This window comes from Flavobacterium sp., from assembly GCF_028689845.1.
In the GTDB taxonomy this organism is placed as follows: domain Bacteria; phylum Bacteroidota; class Bacteroidia; order Flavobacteriales; family Flavobacteriaceae; genus Flavobacterium.
In genome coordinates this window covers 32,590-48,934 of record NZ_JAQVCH010000014.1, presented here as the reverse complement: position 1 = coordinate 48,934, position 16,345 = coordinate 32,590, and the positions used below count along the sequence as shown (strand labels likewise).

Genomic DNA, 16,345 nt, shown 5'->3' with positions numbered 1-16,345 from the left:
TTCCTATAATAAAAAACAAGTAGAAGAATGGGTTTAGTAACCGCAAAAGAAGTTGCCAAAGCAATCAATGTCGATAAATACGGTTTCGCAGGAACATTCATCGGATGGGTTTTGATGAAAGCACTTAAAATATCTACCCTTAATTCCATTTATGATCGCAACAAGCATTTATCTGATGTCACTTTTTTAAATGCTATTTTAGATGAATTCGAAATTAAGTTTGATATTCCTGAAGAAGATTTAAAACGATTGCCAAAAGAAGGAGCATACATCACTATTTCTAACCATCCGTTGGGCGGCATTGATGGCATCTTGTTGTTAAAGCTAATGTTAGAACGTGAACCAAATTTTAAAATAATTGCTAATTTTCTCTTGCATCGGATTGAACCCATGAAACCCTATATCATGCCGGTTAATCCATTTGAAAATCATAAAGATGCAAAATCGAGTGTGATTGGAATTAAAGAAACGCTGCGTCATTTGAGTGATGGAAAACCATTAGGAATGTTTCCAGCAGGAGAAGTTTCTACTTATAAAGATGGCGTTTTAGTGGTAGACCGACCTTGGGAAGAAGGAGCAATAAAGGTCATTAAAAAAGCTCAAGTTCCGGTAGTACCAATTTATTTTCACGCCAAAAATAGTCGGCTTTTTTATTTTTTATCCAGTATTAGTGATACGTTTCGCACCGCAAAATTGCCTTCAGAATTATTAACACAAAAAAAACGGGTTATTAAAGTTCGGATTGGAAAGCCTATTTCTGTCGCAGAACAAAAAGAATATACCACGATTCAAACCTATGCTGATTTTTTGCGAAGAAAAACCTATATGTTGGCCAATGCGTTTGAAAAAGGAAATAGGTTGTTATCTGCTCCTAGTTTAAAAATACCTAAAAGCCCGAAAGAAATTGCAAAACCTGCCAACCACGACAAGATTTTGGAGGAAATGGCGATGCTTAAAGAAAGCGATTGTCGTTTATTGCAAAGTAAGAATTATCAAGTTTATATGATAACCGCAGATAAAATTCCAAATATTCTGCATGAAATTGGTCGCTTGCGAGAAATTACTTTTCGAGCGATTGGAGAAGGCACAAATGAATCGTTGGATTTAGATCAATATGACAAATATTATCATCACATGTTTTTATGGGATGATGATGCTCAAATGATTGCTGGGGCTTATCGAATGGGATTAGGTTCAAAAATTTATGCAAAATACGGAATTGAAGGGTTTTATCTCCATGAACTTTTTCGTTTTGAACCCGAGTTGTATGATATGATGAGTAAGTCTATCGAAATGGGAAGAGCTTTTATCATTGAAGCATATCAACAAAAACCGATGCCTTTATTTTTACTTTGGAAAGGAATTGTACACACGACGCTTCGTTTTCCTGAACATAAATTTTTAATTGGCGGAGTGAGTATTAGTAATCAATTTTCTGATTTCTCAAAATCGTTGATGATTGAGTTCATGAAATCACATTATTATGACCCTTATATCGCTCAGTATATTCATCCGAAAAAAGAATATAAAGTCAAATTAAAAGATGCCGATAAAGATTTTGTATTCAATGAAACAGAAGCCGATTTGAATAAATTTGATAAAATTATTGATGAAGTGGAGCCTGGTAATTTACGCTTACCAGTATTAATCAAAAAATACATCAAACAAAATGCAAAAGTAGTCGCCTTTAATGTTGACCCCTTATTCAATAATGCGATTGATGGTTTAATGTATATCAAAATTGCTGATTTACCTGAAAGCACCGTAAAACCCGTTATGGAAGAATTTCAGGCTGAGCTAGAACGGAAGGAAGAAAAGAAGAAATAAAAAAAGTCTCCAAATTTGGAGACTTTTTTGTTTAGAACCAACCTTTCTTATTCACTTGATAGGTTTGGTAAAATTCTTCATCTGATTTGGTCAAATAGATAATCCCTTCTATAAATGGAATCAAACCACCAATTCCACAAGTAAAAATTGAAATAACAATTTGAATAATTCCTTCATTGGTATAACCTAATACAAATTTATGCACTCCAAGTCCACCAACTAGCAAAGCTAAAACGCCAGCCATAATTTTTTTATTTTCTTGAACTGGAGCTTGCGAATTAGGGCTATTCCAATCTTCATTTGATTTTGATGTTTCCATTTAAATATTAATTTTGGTTAGTTAATGGCATAAAAATATAAAAATTATTGAAATGCTTGGTCAATTGGTTCCCAAAGTTCAATTTTATTTTCTTCAGGGTCTAGAATCCAACCAAATTTACCATAGTCATAACTTTCCATTTCGCCAACAATCGTTACGCCTTCTCTTTTTAAATGCTCTAAAAGCAGTTCTAAATTTGCTACTCTAAAATTTTGCATAAACGGTTTACTTGAAGGCGAAAAATAGGTTGTTTCCTCTGCAAAAGGCGACCATTGTGTAGAACAATCGTTTCCCGCTTTATCTTTCCACCAAAAAGTAGCTCCATAGTCATTGGTTTCTAAACCCAAATGCTTACCATACCATTCAATTAATTTTTTTGAATCGGTTGTTTTAAAAAAGAATCCGCCAAGACCTGTTACTCTTTTTAGCTCTACTTTTATTTCAGACGGAAGATAAATCGCTTTGATTTTGTTTACAATAACTTGAGCTAATTTTTCATGACTTTCAAACGTCCAGCCCGCAATATGTGGTGAAAGCAAAACGTTTTCTGCTTCTAATAAATACGTAAAAGCAGCTGGTTTTTCATCTTCAAATAATTTTTCGAAAGATAATTTCTCATATTCTAACACATCTAATCCAGCACCTAAAATTTTTCCTGATTGCAGTCCTTTTACTAAATCTGCGGTAACAACCGAATTTCCTCGAGCAGTATTGATAAACCAAAATGGTTTTGCAAAAGCAGTTATGAAATTATGATTTATCATTTTATCGGTTTCAGCCGTCCAAGGCGTGTGCAACGAGAGCACGTTGGCTTTTTGTTGTAATTCTGCTAACGAAACTTGTTTCGCATTTTCATCACCCACATTCGGTAAAATATCATAACACAGTACTTCTACATCAAAACCACGCAATTTTTTTGCAAATGATTTTCCCATATTACCATAGCCAATGATGCCGACGGTTTTACCTTCTAATTCGTAACCACGATGTGCTTCGCGAATCCAATTTCCTGATTTGACAGATTGATTGGCTTGATTGAGCTTGTTCATCAATGAAAGTAACATTCCTAAAGCATGTTCGCCCACAGCATTACTGTTTCCTTCTGGAGCGGCGATGAGTTTGATTCCTTTGGCAACAGCATAATCACAATCGATGCTTTCTAAGCCCGCTCCTACTCGAGCAATAAATTGAAGTTGGCTTGCTTTATCTAAAAAAATTTGATCAATTTTAAACCGACTCCGAATGACAATTCCGTGATAATTTTGAATTTTGGCCTCAATTTCTTCTTTAGAAGAAGTAAAATCGTGATGGTTTATAAATCCAATCTCTTCTAATTGATTCCATAACAACGGATGATTTGAATCGAGATGCAAAATGTGTATATCGGTTGGGTTCATTTTTAGAATTTTTTGATGAATTGTTATTAAAAACCTAGAATCAATTTAGCAATGGAAAAATAAATTAAAATCCCGAAGATATCGTTGCTTGTTGTGATAAAGGGTCCAGTAGCCAAAGCGGGATCAATGCCATATTTATTTAAGGTAATTGGAACAAAAGTACCAATTAAAGAAGCTATAATTATCACCGTAATTAGCGATATGGACACGGTTATTCCGATAATATAATCAACGCCAAGTAAAAAGTGACTTCCTAACAATAAAATAAACGCTAGGATTAATCCGTTAAAAATACTCAGTTTCATTTCTTTATACAAGCGTTGCCAGATGGTTCCGCTTAGCGTATTATTGGCCAAACCTTGTACGATAATTGCAGAAGATTGTACGCCAACATTTCCTGCCATCGCTGCGATTAGAGGTGTAAAAAAAAATAATACCCCAAATTTTTCCATCGCATCGCCAAATTGACCTGAAATTTTAACGGCGATAAATCCGCCAAACAATGCAAGCACTAACCAAGGCAAACGGGCTTTGGTTAATTGAATGATACTATCATCTGCTTCTACGTCTTGCGAAATACCAGCCGCTAATTGGTAATCTTTATCGGCTTCTTCCTTAATTACATCAATAATATCATCAATCGTAATCCGACCCACGAGTCTTCCCATTTCATCCACCACTGGAATCGCTTCCAAATCATATTTTTGCATAATTCGGGCAACCTCAACGTCTTTCGTATTTACTTTTACATAATCTACTTTAGGAATATACACCTCACTAATAGGTGTTTTGGTAGAGGTTGTGAGTAAATCTTTCAACGATAAACGTCCTTTTAATCGGTTTTCATCGTCTACAACATAAATGGAATGTACGCGAGAAACATTTTCTGCTTGAATACGCATTTCTTTGACGCACGTGAGTACGTTCCAATTTTCATTCACTTTTACTAACTCTTTTCCCATTAAACCACCAGCAGAATCTTCGTCATAACGAAGTAAATCCACAATATCTTTGGCATGTTCAACATCTTCGAGTTCAGAAATTACCTGCTCTTTACGACCTTGAGGTAATTCGGCAATAATATCGGCGGCATCATCGGTAGATAACTCATCTAGCTCTTCTGCTATTTCTTTAGGCGATAAATCGCGTAAGATTTTTACACGAACTTCTTCATCGAGCTCAAGTAAAATCTCAGATGTAGTTTCGCTATCTAGAATCTTAAAAATATAACTCGCTTCATCATGGTCCAATTCTTCCATGATTTCGGCAATATCAGCATAGTGAATCTCATGGAGTAAATCATGTAATTCATGCTCCTTATTCTCTTTAATTAATTGCTCAATATTGGTGAGGAATTCTCTGCTGATTTTAAACTCCATCGGCGGCTATTTTTTGCGTGAGTTCGATAAACTGTTCTACCGAAAGTTGTTCCGGTCTGAGGTCAAAGATACTATCTTCTTTTAAACTATCGGATAATTGATAGGTTTTTAAACTATTTCGCAAGGTTTTTCTTCGTTGATTAAACGCGGTTTTTACCACCGTAAAAAACAGTTTTTCATCACAGGGCAAGGTAAAGTTTTCTTTTCTTCGCAACCGCAAAACACCCGATTTTACTTTTGGGGGCGGAATAAAAACGTGTTCGGAAACGGTAAATAAATATTCTGCTTCATAAAAGGCTTGGGTCAAAACCGAAAGAATACCATAGGCTTTTGTCCCTTTTTTTTCGCAAATTCGCTCTGCCACTTCTTTTTGAAACATACCAGAAAATTCTGGAATTTGGTGACGTAATTCTAAGGTTTTAAAGACAATTTGTGTCGAAATATTATACGGAAAATTCCCAATAATAGCATAAGGCTCTGTTCCCATAACTTCTGAAAGATTGTATTTTAAAAAATCTTTAGAAATAATTTTACCTTCTAATTTGGGATAATGTTTTTGCAAATAGGCAACCGATTCTGTATCAATTTCAATCACAAAAGTAGTAACCGGTTTTTCTAAAAGATATTTTGTTAAAACACCCATTCCCGGGCCAATTTCTAAGATGTTTTGATATCCTGAAAGCGATAATGAATCGGCTATTTTTTGAGCGATGCTTTCATCATTCAAAAAATGCTGTCCCAGGTGTTTTTTTGCTTTTACTTTTTCCATATTTTCTTGAATCCATTCGAGGAAACGAGCCTTTTAAATTAGTCGTTTATTGTAGGGCCGATTGTGGAAAATGCTCACTAATGACTTGCAGTTCTGTTCTAAACGCAAGCATTTTATCGCCAAACAAAGCAAGTCCTTCTTGCCGCAATTGTGGAGCATCCTCTTGAAAATAGCGATTTAATTTTTCCTTATTTTCGGTTGTATATTGAATAGAATAGGTCATACTTCCTTCTTCTTCTACTAAAACTTTCACCATTCGAGCTGAAGAAAATTTTCCAGTTGCTAAAACATCATTAATGTGTTTGGTTTGCATCCAATGCATCCACTGGTCATGAACACTACTATCAATATTGATGGTTACGTTATATAAAATCATATTTTGAATTTTGCTTTTAAATGAAAGTGAAAAAATCAATTCGCTTTATAAATTAGAATCGCCTCGAAGTTGTCTAAATTTCTTTCGAGCTTCTACATAATAAATGCTATCTTGGTGATTAAACAAAACGGCTTCATACAATGGTTTTGCTTTTTCGGGTTGATTGAGGTATTTATTGTACACTTCTGCAGAGAAGAACAGTGCTTCGTCACGATAAATACTTTCTGGGAAACCATCAATAATTTGTTGATAAAACGATAAAGCCTTATCATAATCGGTTAGTTCTTCATAGGTTTTTCCGAGGCGTAATAAGGTAACTTCTTCAATTGGATCGCCTTTATGTTCCTTTAAGATTTGTTGAAAATGTTCCAACGCTTCTTGTTTTTTATTTTGATAAAGTAAAAAATCTGCTTTTGCAAATTTCTTTAAAGCCGTTTGCGTTGAATCGGAAACTGTATTGTCATTTATTAGTAAAAACAACTCCAATGCATCATTGGCAATAAGTTGGGTAGAGGCCGATTTAAGCACTTTTAACTGTGTTAACGCCCAAGCAAAATCGGTTTTATAATAACTCGTTGTGGCTACTTTTAAACTAGCTTCATGACCAAGTACATCATTTTTTAAATCGTCTTGAATTTGAGAATAATACAATAAAGCTTGATTAAATTTCTCTTCAAACAGTAAAATATCTGCCAATTCCATCTTTGTTTCTGCAGCTTGAAATTTAGTAAGCGGTAGTTCCATTGCTCGTTGTAAAATTGCTTTTCCTTCTTCTGGATTCTTCATTTTAAAGGAAACGAATTCGGCTTGCAATCGCTGTAAAGAAATGGTATACGGACTAATTCCATATTGTTTTAAAAGCGATTCAAATTGGTTTTTGATGGAAGTATAGTCAGCTTCTTTCGCTTTTTTTATTTGAATTGCCATTAAAAACTGTTGTGCATAAATTTGCAAATCGACATCTTGTGTATTGTCTAAAATAAAATTTAAAATCTCAATTGCGATAACATCTTCCTCTTCTTCAATCGCTAATTCGGCTAAATTAACAATATTCGAAAACGAATCAGGTTCTCTTTTATAGATTGCTTTTTCTTGTACAAACGCTTTTCCGTATTCTTTTTGTTGCACAAAAAACCAACTTAGCATTTGATTCCAAAAAACCGATTGATTCTTTTGCACTTGAATCAAAAGTGCTTTTCGAAGCATCGGATTAAAAGTCTCATCCGAATCATCGTTCATAAAACGCGTTAACTGATTTTGAACAATCACACTGTTTTGTGGGTTTTCATACATTTCGTCTAAATACTTTTCAATCATCAATTCAGGTTTTCCCATTTGGCCATAAAGCAAAGCCATTTGATAATTAAATTTGTTTCTAGGGTCGATGGAAATGGCGAGTTGATAGGCTTGCAAGGCATATTCTAACAACACTTTCTGTTCAAAAGAGCTCGCCACACTGTAGACGTTTGAACTATTTTCCTTAATTTTTTCAATTGCTTCTTTGTAATTTAATTCGGCTTTTGCTTGTTGTTTCTGAAGTTGGTAATTGTAACCCAACTCCACATACATACTAGCCATTCGGAATTTTGTAAGTCGGTCTTGAATGGTTTTTTCAGCTTTATCAAATTGAAGTAATTGCTGATAACAATCGGTCACGCGTTGAAAATAAATGCTGTTTCCGGGTTGACTTTTTAAAAGCTCTTCATAACTTAATACCGCTTTTTCAAATTCTCCTTTATCGTAATAGTTTTGAGCCAATTGTTCGTTTTGAGACGAAACCAATAGGGAACAAAAGAAGGAGAGTAAAAGAAAAATTTTCTGCATAGCTAAAAAAAACAATGTACTAAAGTAGCTTTTTTTCGCTAATTAGTACATGGTTTGTCTAAAGATTAACTTTTTTAATTGATGATATCAAATCCGGTATACGGACGTAAAACTTCAGGAATCACAATTCCGTCAGGTGTTTGGTAATTTTCTAAAATTCCGGCTAAAACTCTAGGTAAAGCCAATGAACTTCCGTTTAACGTATGAGCCAATTGATTCTTACCATCTTTATCTTTATATCGCAATTTTAGTCGATTGGATTGAAAGGTTTCAAAATTAGAAACAGAACTAATTTCTAGCCAACGTTCTTGAGCCGTAGAATAGACTTCAAAATCATAGGTTATAGCCGATGCAAATCCCATATCGCCACCACACAAACGCAAAATTCGATATGGTAATTTTAATTCGTTAAGTATCATTTTTACATGTTCAACCATTCCATCCAATGCTTGATGTGAATGATCTGGATGTTCAATTCGTACAATTTCTACTTTATCAAATTGATGTAAACGGTTTAATCCGCGAACGTGAGCTCCATAAGAACCGGCTTCTCTTCTGAAACACGGCGTATACGCGGTACATTTGATTGGCAATTCACTTTCATTTAAAATGACATCTCTAAAAATATTCGTCACCGGCACTTCTGCAGTTGGAATCAAATATAAATTATCGGTTGCATCGTGATACATTTGCCCCTCTTTATCAGGCAATTGACCCGTTCCAATTCCAGAAGCTTCATTTACTAAATGCGGCACTTGGTACTCCAAATAACCAGCATCGGTATTTTTATCTAAAAAATAAGTAATTAAAGCCCGTTGCAACTTGGCTCCTTTTCCTTTATAAACCGGAAAACCAGCACCAGTAATTTTTACGCCTAATTCAAAATCAATGATGTCATATTTTTTGACTAATTCCCAATGCGGTAAAGCTCCTTCATGTAAGCTTGGAACAGTTCCTTCTTCATGAATAGTTAAATTATCTTCTGGTGTTTTTCCTTCTGGAACAATTTCTGTAGGTGTGTTTGGTATTTTATATAATTCTTCAGAAAGAGCAGTCGTATAGCCGTCTAATTTTTCTGCTAATTCTTTACTTTTTTCTTTAAGTTGAAGCGTTTTTTGTTTGACAATTTCAGCTTTGGATTTTTCACCCAATTTCATCATTTCACCAATTTCCTTAGAAAGCAAATTGGATTCTGCCAAAATAGTATCTAATTCTACCTGCGTAGCTCTTCTTTTTTCATCTAAATCTAAAACCGTATCGACTAAGCTTTGAGCATCTAGATTTCTTTTCGCTAATGCTTTGATTACGCGTTCTTTATTCTCTCGAATAACTGCTAATTGTAACATATCAATTTTGTTTATATCGGGTGCAAAGGTAAGGAATTGTTAAAGAGCAAAATGCAACTTTTTTACTATTTTTTTTAAAGACAATTAAAGGTAAACTTTTTATAAAAATAGCTCGTTGACGTATAATTTTTAAGATTTCTTTTTTTCAATCTTTTAATAAATCTTAACTTTACCTACTTAATTTAGTGAACCATGGAATTTATATACCAAGACGCTTATCCAATTTTAAAAGACGACACCAACTATCGAAAAATCACGACTGATTTTGTAACCGTTGAAAAATTGGGTGACCGTGAAATTTTAAAAATCGACCCAAAAGGCTTAGCTCTTTTAGCCGAAGAAGCGTTAAGCGATGTTTCGTTTATGCTTCGTTCTACGCATTTAGAAAAACTTCGAAAAATCATTGACGACCCTGAAGCAACCGACAACGACCGATTTGTGGCGTATAATTTATTGCAAAATGCGGTGGTTGCGGTTGAAGGAGAACTTCCTTCCTGCCAAGATACAGGAACGGCGATTGTTATGGCCAAAAAAGGCGAAGATGTTTACACCGGTGCCGATGACGGCGAATGGTTATCGCGAGGGATTTTCAATACCTATCAAAAACGGAACTTACGCTATTCGCAGATTGTGCCAATTTCCATGTTTGAAGAAAAAAATTCGGGATCTAATTTACCCGCTCAAATTGATATTTATGCTAAAAAGGGAAATTCGTATGAATTCTTGTTTTTAGCAAAAGGCGGTGGCTCTGCCAATAAAACATTTTTATATCAAAAAACGAAATCGCTCTTAAATGAAAAAGCCATGGATGCTTTTGTTCGAGAGAAAATTATGGATTTAGGCACTTCGGCTTGCCCTCCTTATCATTTAGCGTTGGTTATTGGCGGCACTTCTGCCGAAGCCAATTTAGCAGCAGTAAAAAAAGCGTCGGCTGGCTATTTTGACCATTTGCCAACCACTGGAAACATGGCGGGTCAAGCATTTAGAGATTTAGAATGGGAAAAACGTGTTCAACAAATTTGTCAAGAAAGTGCTATTGGAGCTCAATTTGGCGGAAAATACTTAACGCATGATGTTCGTGTAATTCGTTTGCCACGACATGCGGCATCTTGTCCTGTTGGCATGGGTGTTTCGTGTTCGGCTGATCGAAATATCAAAGGAAAAATCACGAAAGAGGGCATTTTTGTAGAACAATTGGAAACCAATCCGAAACGGTTTTTACCAGAAACAGCTCCCCATCTAGAAGATCCTGTGACGATTGAGTTAGACCGTCCGATGAAAGAAATTTTAGCTGAATTGTCTAACTATCCAATCAAAACAAGATTAAAATTAAACGGAACATTGATTGTTGCTCGTGATATTGCTCATGCTAAAATTAAAGAATTACTAGATTCTGGGAAACCGATGCCTGACTATTTTAAAAATCACCCTGTTTATTATGCCGGACCAGCAAAAACCCCTGAAGGAATGGCTTCGGGAAGTTTTGGACCAACAACTGCCGGAAGAATGGATGTTTATGTAGAAGAATTTCAAAAACACGGCGGCAGTATGATTATGTTGGCAAAAGGCAATCGCACCGACGAAGTTCGACAAGCTTGTCATCAATATGGTGGCTTTTATTTAGGTTCTATTGGTGGCCCTGCAGCTATCTTGGCCAAAGAAAATATTTTATCTGTTGAAGTTGTGGATTTTGCAGAATTAGGGATGGAAGCCGTTCGGAAAATAACAATTAAAGATTTTCCTGCTTTTATCATAACCGATGACAAAGGAAATGATTTCTTTGCGAATTTATAACCCTAAAAAGCAATCCTAAAATAAAAAGGACTTCATTATTAAGGTAAAGAAGTCCTTTTTTTATTTTATTAACCGTCAAAAACTGGCCTATTAGTTGAATAAAAAGGTTCAAGTAATTGATTCAAAGCATTAAACAAATGCTAAATAATAGTACAGAAAAGCCATTCGTAACTATTTTTTTTTACATTTGGACATCAATTTCCCAATTCAATGAAAAAAATCCTGCTTTTTGGCTTTCTGTTTGCTATTCAACTATTTTATGCTCAAACTTTTGTAAATGAAACAAATGAAATTGCAGAATCCGAATTAAAATCTTCTTCCCAAGTCATTAATTTTCAAGCAAACCCCAACACGGCAAATTATGATGTGGTTTATCAAAAATTAGAATTGAGTGTTAATCCTGCAGTCTATTTCATCAGTGGAAATATTACAACACATTTTGTGGCATTAGAAAACATGAATACCATCACATTTGATTTAAGCACCATCACAGATACAAGTGATAGCTATTACAGCAACCGACTTACTGTAGGTTCTGTGATGAGAAACGGACAATCGTTGTCTTTTAATCACAATGCTTTAACAAAAGAATTGGTCATCACTTTTCCAACAACGTTAAATGCTGGAACAACGAATATTGTTTCGGTAAGTTATGCTGGAGCTCCAAATTTTGAAGAAGATGCATTTACCTTAGACACGCACAACGGAACACCAATTCTTTGGACACTTTCTGAGCCTTTTGGAGCAAGAGAATGGTGGCCTTGTAAACAAGATTTGAATGATAAAATTGATAGTATTGATGTATTTATTACCGCTCCTTCGCAATATACTAGTGTGACGAATGGCATACAAATGGGAATCGTTGATAACGGTAACGGTACAAAAACCACCCATTTTCAACACAACTATCCTATTCCTGCCTATTTAGTAGCCATTGCCGTAACAAATTATACCATTTTTAACCAACAAGCAGGGACAGCTCCTAATCAATTTCCGATTGTAAATTATATTTATCCAGAAAATATAATTTCTGTTCAAAATAGTTTGGCCGTTACTTTGCCAATTATGAATTTATATGAGGAGTTGTTTGAAACATATCCTTTTTCCAATGAAAAATATGGGCATGCTCAATTTGGTTGGGGTGGTGGTATGGAACACACTACGGTTTCGTTTATGGGCGGTTTTAGTCGTGGCTTGATTGCACATGAATTAGCTCATCAATGGTTTGGCAATAAAGTTACATGTGGCACTTGGAAAGACATCTGGTTAAACGAAGGTTTTGCAACCTATTTAGCCGCAATGGTTATTGAAAACCTCGATGGTTCAGAAGCGTTTATTGATGAAAAATCAGACATGATTAACTTTATTACTTCGCAATCGGGCGGTGCTGTTTATTTAAGTGATTCACAAGCATTAAGTGCCAATAGAATTTTTAGTAGCCGATTAAGTTATAATAAAGGAGCAATGGTTGTGCACATGTTGCGATGGAAATTAGGTGATGCCGTTTTCTTTCAGGCCTTAAAAAATTATTTAGCAGACCCTTCGTTAGCCTATGGACATGCAGTAACTGATGATTTAAAGTACCACTTAGAAAATGCTTCTGGCCTAGATTTAACAGAGTTTTTTAACGATTGGTTATACAACCAAGGTTATCCCTCTTATACGATAACAGTGGCAAATAATGCTATAAATCAAGCCCTAATTACGGTAAATCAATCCCAATCAAATAGCAGTGTGAGTTTCTTTGAAATGCCAATTCCAGTAAGGTTAAATGGTGCTACTGGTCAGACGTTTGACGTCGTTTTAGAACATACTTCAAATGGGCAACAATTTATAGTAAATGTTCCTTTTGCAGTAACCAGTGCTACTTTTGATCCAGAAAAACACCTCATTTCAAAGAATAATTCAACTACTTTAGGCATTCCATCTTTAGATTGGGCAAATGTTATCCAACTAATTCCTAATCCTACCACTAATTATCTTTCTATTGAAATTCCAGAAACGATGTTGCTTGAAAAAGTGGTTGTATTAAATCAATTAGGACAAACGATTCAAACCGGTTTCGAAAACAAATTGAATGTTAGTAGCCTTTCTAACGGTGTTTATTACTTGAATATGCACACTTCGGCGGGGACATTTTATAAAAAATTCATAAAAAATTAGTGTCAACCGTTTTATTCTGTTCATTTGTAAAGTGAAAACCTTACTTTTGTGAGCAATTTTGAATTTTAAAACGCATTCATGGAAATACTTATTCAAATAACACAATTGATCTTGTGTTTGTCTTTTTTAGTGATACTGCATGAACTTGGTCACTTTTTACCTGCCAAATATTTTAAAACACGTATTGAAAAATTTTATTTATTTTTTAATCCTTGGTTTTCTTTAGTTAAAAAGAAAATTGGTGAAACAGAATATGGAATTGGATGGCTTCCTATGGGTGGTTATGTAAAAATTGCAGGAATGATTGATGAAAGCATGGATAAAGAGCAACTCAAACAAGAGCCTCAACCATGGGAATACCGAAGTAAACCAGCCTGGCAACGCTTAATCATCATTATGGGTGGTGTTATTGTAAACTTTTTCTTGGCTTGGATAATCTACATCTGTTTGTTTCTAAATCACGGTGATAATTTTATTGATAATTCTAAAATTACGCATGGCGTAGCTGTAGATTCTGTTGGAAAGATTTTAGGTCTTCGCAATGGCGATAAAATTCTTAAAGTAGATGGAAAGACGCAAACAAAATTTGATCAATTGCCTTTAGAAATTTTATTTGGAGACAATATTACGGTGGAACGCGAAGGAAAAGAAGTAACGTTTGATTTAACCGATGAAGGGAAACGTGACGTAATTAAACGTGCAGGGAAAAACTTTTTGGCGGCCCGCGAAGAAATCATTATTGATTCGATTGTACCAGGACGACCTGCTGATTTAGCAGGCTTGAAAAAGGGCGATAAGATCATTGGACTTGATGGCATTCATCTTGAATATTTTGACGAATTTGCTTCAGTGATTCAATTACATCGCAACGATAGTATTGACTTAAAAGTAATCCGAAACAACGAAACAATTACCATTAAGGCCTTAACGACTGAAGATTCAAAATTAGGGTTTTTGAATCAGTTTCATACCTTACAGGATGCTTATGTAACCAAAGAATTGAGTTTTTTAGAAGCGATTCCTGCTGGTTTTAACAAAACAATTTCAACCTTAACGGGACAAATCAAACAGTTTAAAATTATTTTTAATACAAAAACAGAAGCTTACAAACAAGTTAGTGGCCCGTTGCGGATGTTTAAAATATTCAAACCAGAATGGGATTGGACATTCTTTTGGTCCTTTACGGCGATGTTTTCTGTATGGTTAGCTTTTTTAAATATTCTACCAATTCCAGGTTTAGATGGCGGTCATGCCGTTTTTATCTTAATTGAAATGATTACGCGTAAAAAACCAACCGAAAAAACATTAGAGGTTGCTCAAACTATTGGTGTTGTTATTCTATTGACCTTAATGGCTTTAGTGTTCGGAAATGACATTTGGCATTTAGTGACGGGTTAAAAAGAAAAAGAAAAGCGGAAAATTTTTCATTATTTATTTGGAAAGAAGAAATTTCGCTTTATATTTGCACTCGCAAAAAAGGTTATATACCTTCCTCCTTAGCTCAGTTGGTTAGAGCATCTGACTGTTAATCAGAGGGTCCTTGGTTCGAGCCCAAGAGGGGGAGCTCTTCTGGACATGCCACCTAAAAGGTGGCATTTTCATTTTATAACGTTTTGTTTTTAAAATAGTTACAAACAAAAAAATCCGTTCGAGAATTTGAAATTTCTGAACGGCATTTTTTTGGGATATATCGAACGGAATTATGCCTAAGATAGCCCTAAATCGATTTTTAAGCCACGCTGATTGCCTTATTTTGTTGAGTCCAGCATTTCTAGCTTTTTAAACCTAGCTCGATAAAAAGCCCAAAAAGAGTAGTGTAATTTATTCTGTATAATATAAGTACAGTCGATATTATTTTACTAGGTCTTTGTATTCCCTTTTACTTTTTTTTCAAGGCAGAATTTACGGGTCGCAATGAGAGTTTTGTAATATCTATATCCCAAAATGGCTCATTACGATTAATCACAACATTTTTTCTATTCTTTATATCGAATTCTTTAACAAAGCAGTAGTAAAGTAAACGAGTAGTCGTTTTTTTGTAAATCTTTCCTTTGTGCAATAATACCACATAGAGATACATCTTTTTTTCATATTTATCATCCAAGTTTTGTGACAATATTCGCTCTTGTAAAAAAAACTTTTTAGCCCCCGAAGTCCAACCACCTAAATTTTTTACTCTTCCTTTATTAGAAACAGCAAAAGAATCTTCAAAATATGGAATTGCCCGCCATTCTTCCCCAGGAAGATCTTTAAGAGAAAGATTCAAACAAGCAGGTGGGTTGTTTAAATCAATTGGTGGTTTGCCTAACTTCTCCCAAAGTAACTCATTAAACTGTTTTTCTGAAGATTGCGATTTCGGTTTGACAATAAAATCTTCACTCTTTGGTTGGTAATCTTTTAAAAACCATCGAAACCCGCCAGCAGTTAGAAATTCCTTGTTTATTACATCTTGAATGCTTTCGCATCCAACTCCAACAACTCTTTCTGCTTCATAGATTGTTTCATAATCTGCTACTAATTTTCCAGAAACAGTATATTGACTCACTGGCTTTATATAATCAACCCGACGAGTTCTTGCTCTATCAGACTCGTATGTTCTCAATCTTTTGGTACTTACAGAAATTTTCTCTAAGTTATCAAAATGCACGTTTAGTTTATCATTATCCTTAAAAGATATAACGATAGAACGATCACTCAAATCAAACTTTTCTACAAAATGAAAGTAAACTAATCGTCCAATTGACTTACGGTATTTTTTACTTTCAAATGACAGTGTACAATGAACATTATAATCGCTGCGATTGAGATAATAGTTAAACTGTTTAACAAAAATCAACTTCATGATCAGTTCCGGTTGATTTCTCTCTCTTCCATTAAATGAAAGTGTATTCCGCTCTAGACTCTTTACCCGCCCATAGTTGGAAATAGCATAGTTTTCAAAGTTTTCTATCAGTTTCCACTGCTCATCAGGTAAATCTTCTAACGAAGTACTACAAAGTGCTTCTCGAGCATATTTGCTTTTTATTTCTAAAGGTGGATACATGGGTTGTAACTATTTTTGCTCACAAATTAACTGATATAAGTTGAGCCGGAATTTTCAGTATTATTAAACCTATCTTTTGTATTAAATTATGATAAAGATTTTAAATTT

Annotated in this window: 11 protein-coding genes, 1 tRNA gene and 1 pseudogene; 5 read left to right on the top strand and 8 right to left on the bottom strand. The window is 34.7% G+C overall.

Features of this window, described 5'->3' with window-relative positions:
• The first annotated feature begins 27 nt into the window (after positions 1-27).
• Complete coding sequence (locus PHR76_RS07185; protein ID WP_300060242.1) at positions 28-1,827, top strand: lysophospholipid acyltransferase family protein; 1,800 nt, start codon at positions 28-30, stop codon at positions 1,825-1,827.
• A 31-nt stretch (positions 1,828-1,858) separates the two neighbouring features.
• On the opposite strand, the gene PHR76_RS07180 is transcribed toward PHR76_RS07185, so the two are convergent.
• The 7 genes and pseudogenes from PHR76_RS07180 to serS form a co-directional block, all read right to left on the bottom strand.
• The gene (locus PHR76_RS07180) at positions 1,859-2,146 is read right to left on the bottom strand and encodes a TM2 domain-containing protein (protein ID WP_300060239.1); all 288 of its coding nucleotides are present in this window, start codon (positions 2,144-2,146) and stop codon (positions 1,859-1,861) included.
• 452 nt (positions 2,147-2,598) lie between these two features.
• A pseudogene (locus tag PHR76_RS07175) lies at positions 2,599-3,543 on the bottom strand (2-hydroxyacid dehydrogenase); the annotation flags it as partial.
• Between the two features lie 26 nt (positions 3,544-3,569).
• On the bottom strand, positions 3,570-4,922 hold the full coding sequence (gene mgtE, locus PHR76_RS07170) for a magnesium transporter (protein ID WP_300060237.1): 1,353 nt from the start codon (positions 4,920-4,922) through the stop codon (positions 3,570-3,572).
• Positions 4,912-5,691, bottom strand: coding sequence for a 16S rRNA (adenine(1518)-N(6)/adenine(1519)-N(6))-dimethyltransferase RsmA (gene rsmA / locus PHR76_RS07165; protein ID WP_300060234.1), 780 nt, complete (start codon positions 5,689-5,691; stop codon positions 4,912-4,914). Before rsmA ends, mgtE begins: the two co-directional genes overlap by 11 nt.
• A 46-nt stretch (positions 5,692-5,737) precedes the next feature.
• Positions 5,738-6,067, bottom strand: a complete 330-nt coding sequence (locus PHR76_RS07160) for a DUF4286 family protein (RefSeq protein WP_300060231.1) — start codon at positions 6,065-6,067, stop codon at positions 5,738-5,740.
• Positions 6,068-6,112: 45 nt separating this feature from the next.
• Entirely contained in the window at positions 6,113-7,891 is a 1,779-nt protein-coding gene (locus PHR76_RS07155; protein WP_300060228.1) for a tetratricopeptide repeat protein, read from the bottom strand.
• 74 nt (positions 7,892-7,965) lie between these two features.
• Positions 7,966-9,237, bottom strand: a complete 1,272-nt coding sequence (gene serS, locus PHR76_RS07150; RefSeq protein ID WP_300060225.1) for a serine--tRNA ligase — start codon at positions 9,235-9,237, stop codon at positions 7,966-7,968.
• Positions 9,238-9,429: 192 nt separating this feature from the next.
• On the opposite strand from serS, the gene PHR76_RS07145 reads away from it, so the two are divergent.
• The 4 genes from PHR76_RS07145 to PHR76_RS07130 all read left to right on the top strand — a co-directional run bounded on the left by PHR76_RS07145 (position 9,430) and on the right by PHR76_RS07130 (position 14,758).
• The gene (locus PHR76_RS07145; protein WP_300060222.1) at positions 9,430-11,031 is read left to right on the top strand and encodes a fumarate hydratase; all 1,602 of its coding nucleotides are present in this window, start codon (positions 9,430-9,432) and stop codon (positions 11,029-11,031) included.
• Positions 11,032-11,241: 210 nt separating this feature from the next.
• Positions 11,242-13,194 carry a M1 family aminopeptidase gene (locus tag PHR76_RS07140; RefSeq protein ID WP_300060219.1) on the top strand — a complete coding sequence of 651 codons (1,953 nt, stop codon included), beginning with the start codon at positions 11,242-11,244 and terminating at the stop codon, positions 13,192-13,194.
• Positions 13,195-13,272: 78 nt separating this feature from the next.
• Positions 13,273-14,592, top strand: a complete 1,320-nt coding sequence (gene rseP / locus PHR76_RS07135) for an RIP metalloprotease RseP (RefSeq protein WP_300060216.1) — start codon at positions 13,273-13,275, stop codon at positions 14,590-14,592.
• Between the two features lie 92 nt (positions 14,593-14,684).
• Positions 14,685-14,758: transfer RNA gene (locus tag PHR76_RS07130), tRNA-Asn, on the top strand.
• Between the two features lie 315 nt (positions 14,759-15,073).
• Here PHR76_RS07130 and PHR76_RS07125 read toward each other — a convergent pair.
• Positions 15,074-16,237: an NUMOD4 domain-containing protein gene (locus PHR76_RS07125; RefSeq protein WP_300060213.1), complete on the bottom strand. Its 1,164-nt coding sequence runs from the start codon at positions 16,235-16,237 to the stop codon at positions 15,074-15,076.
• Positions 16,238-16,345: the final 108 nt, after the last annotated feature.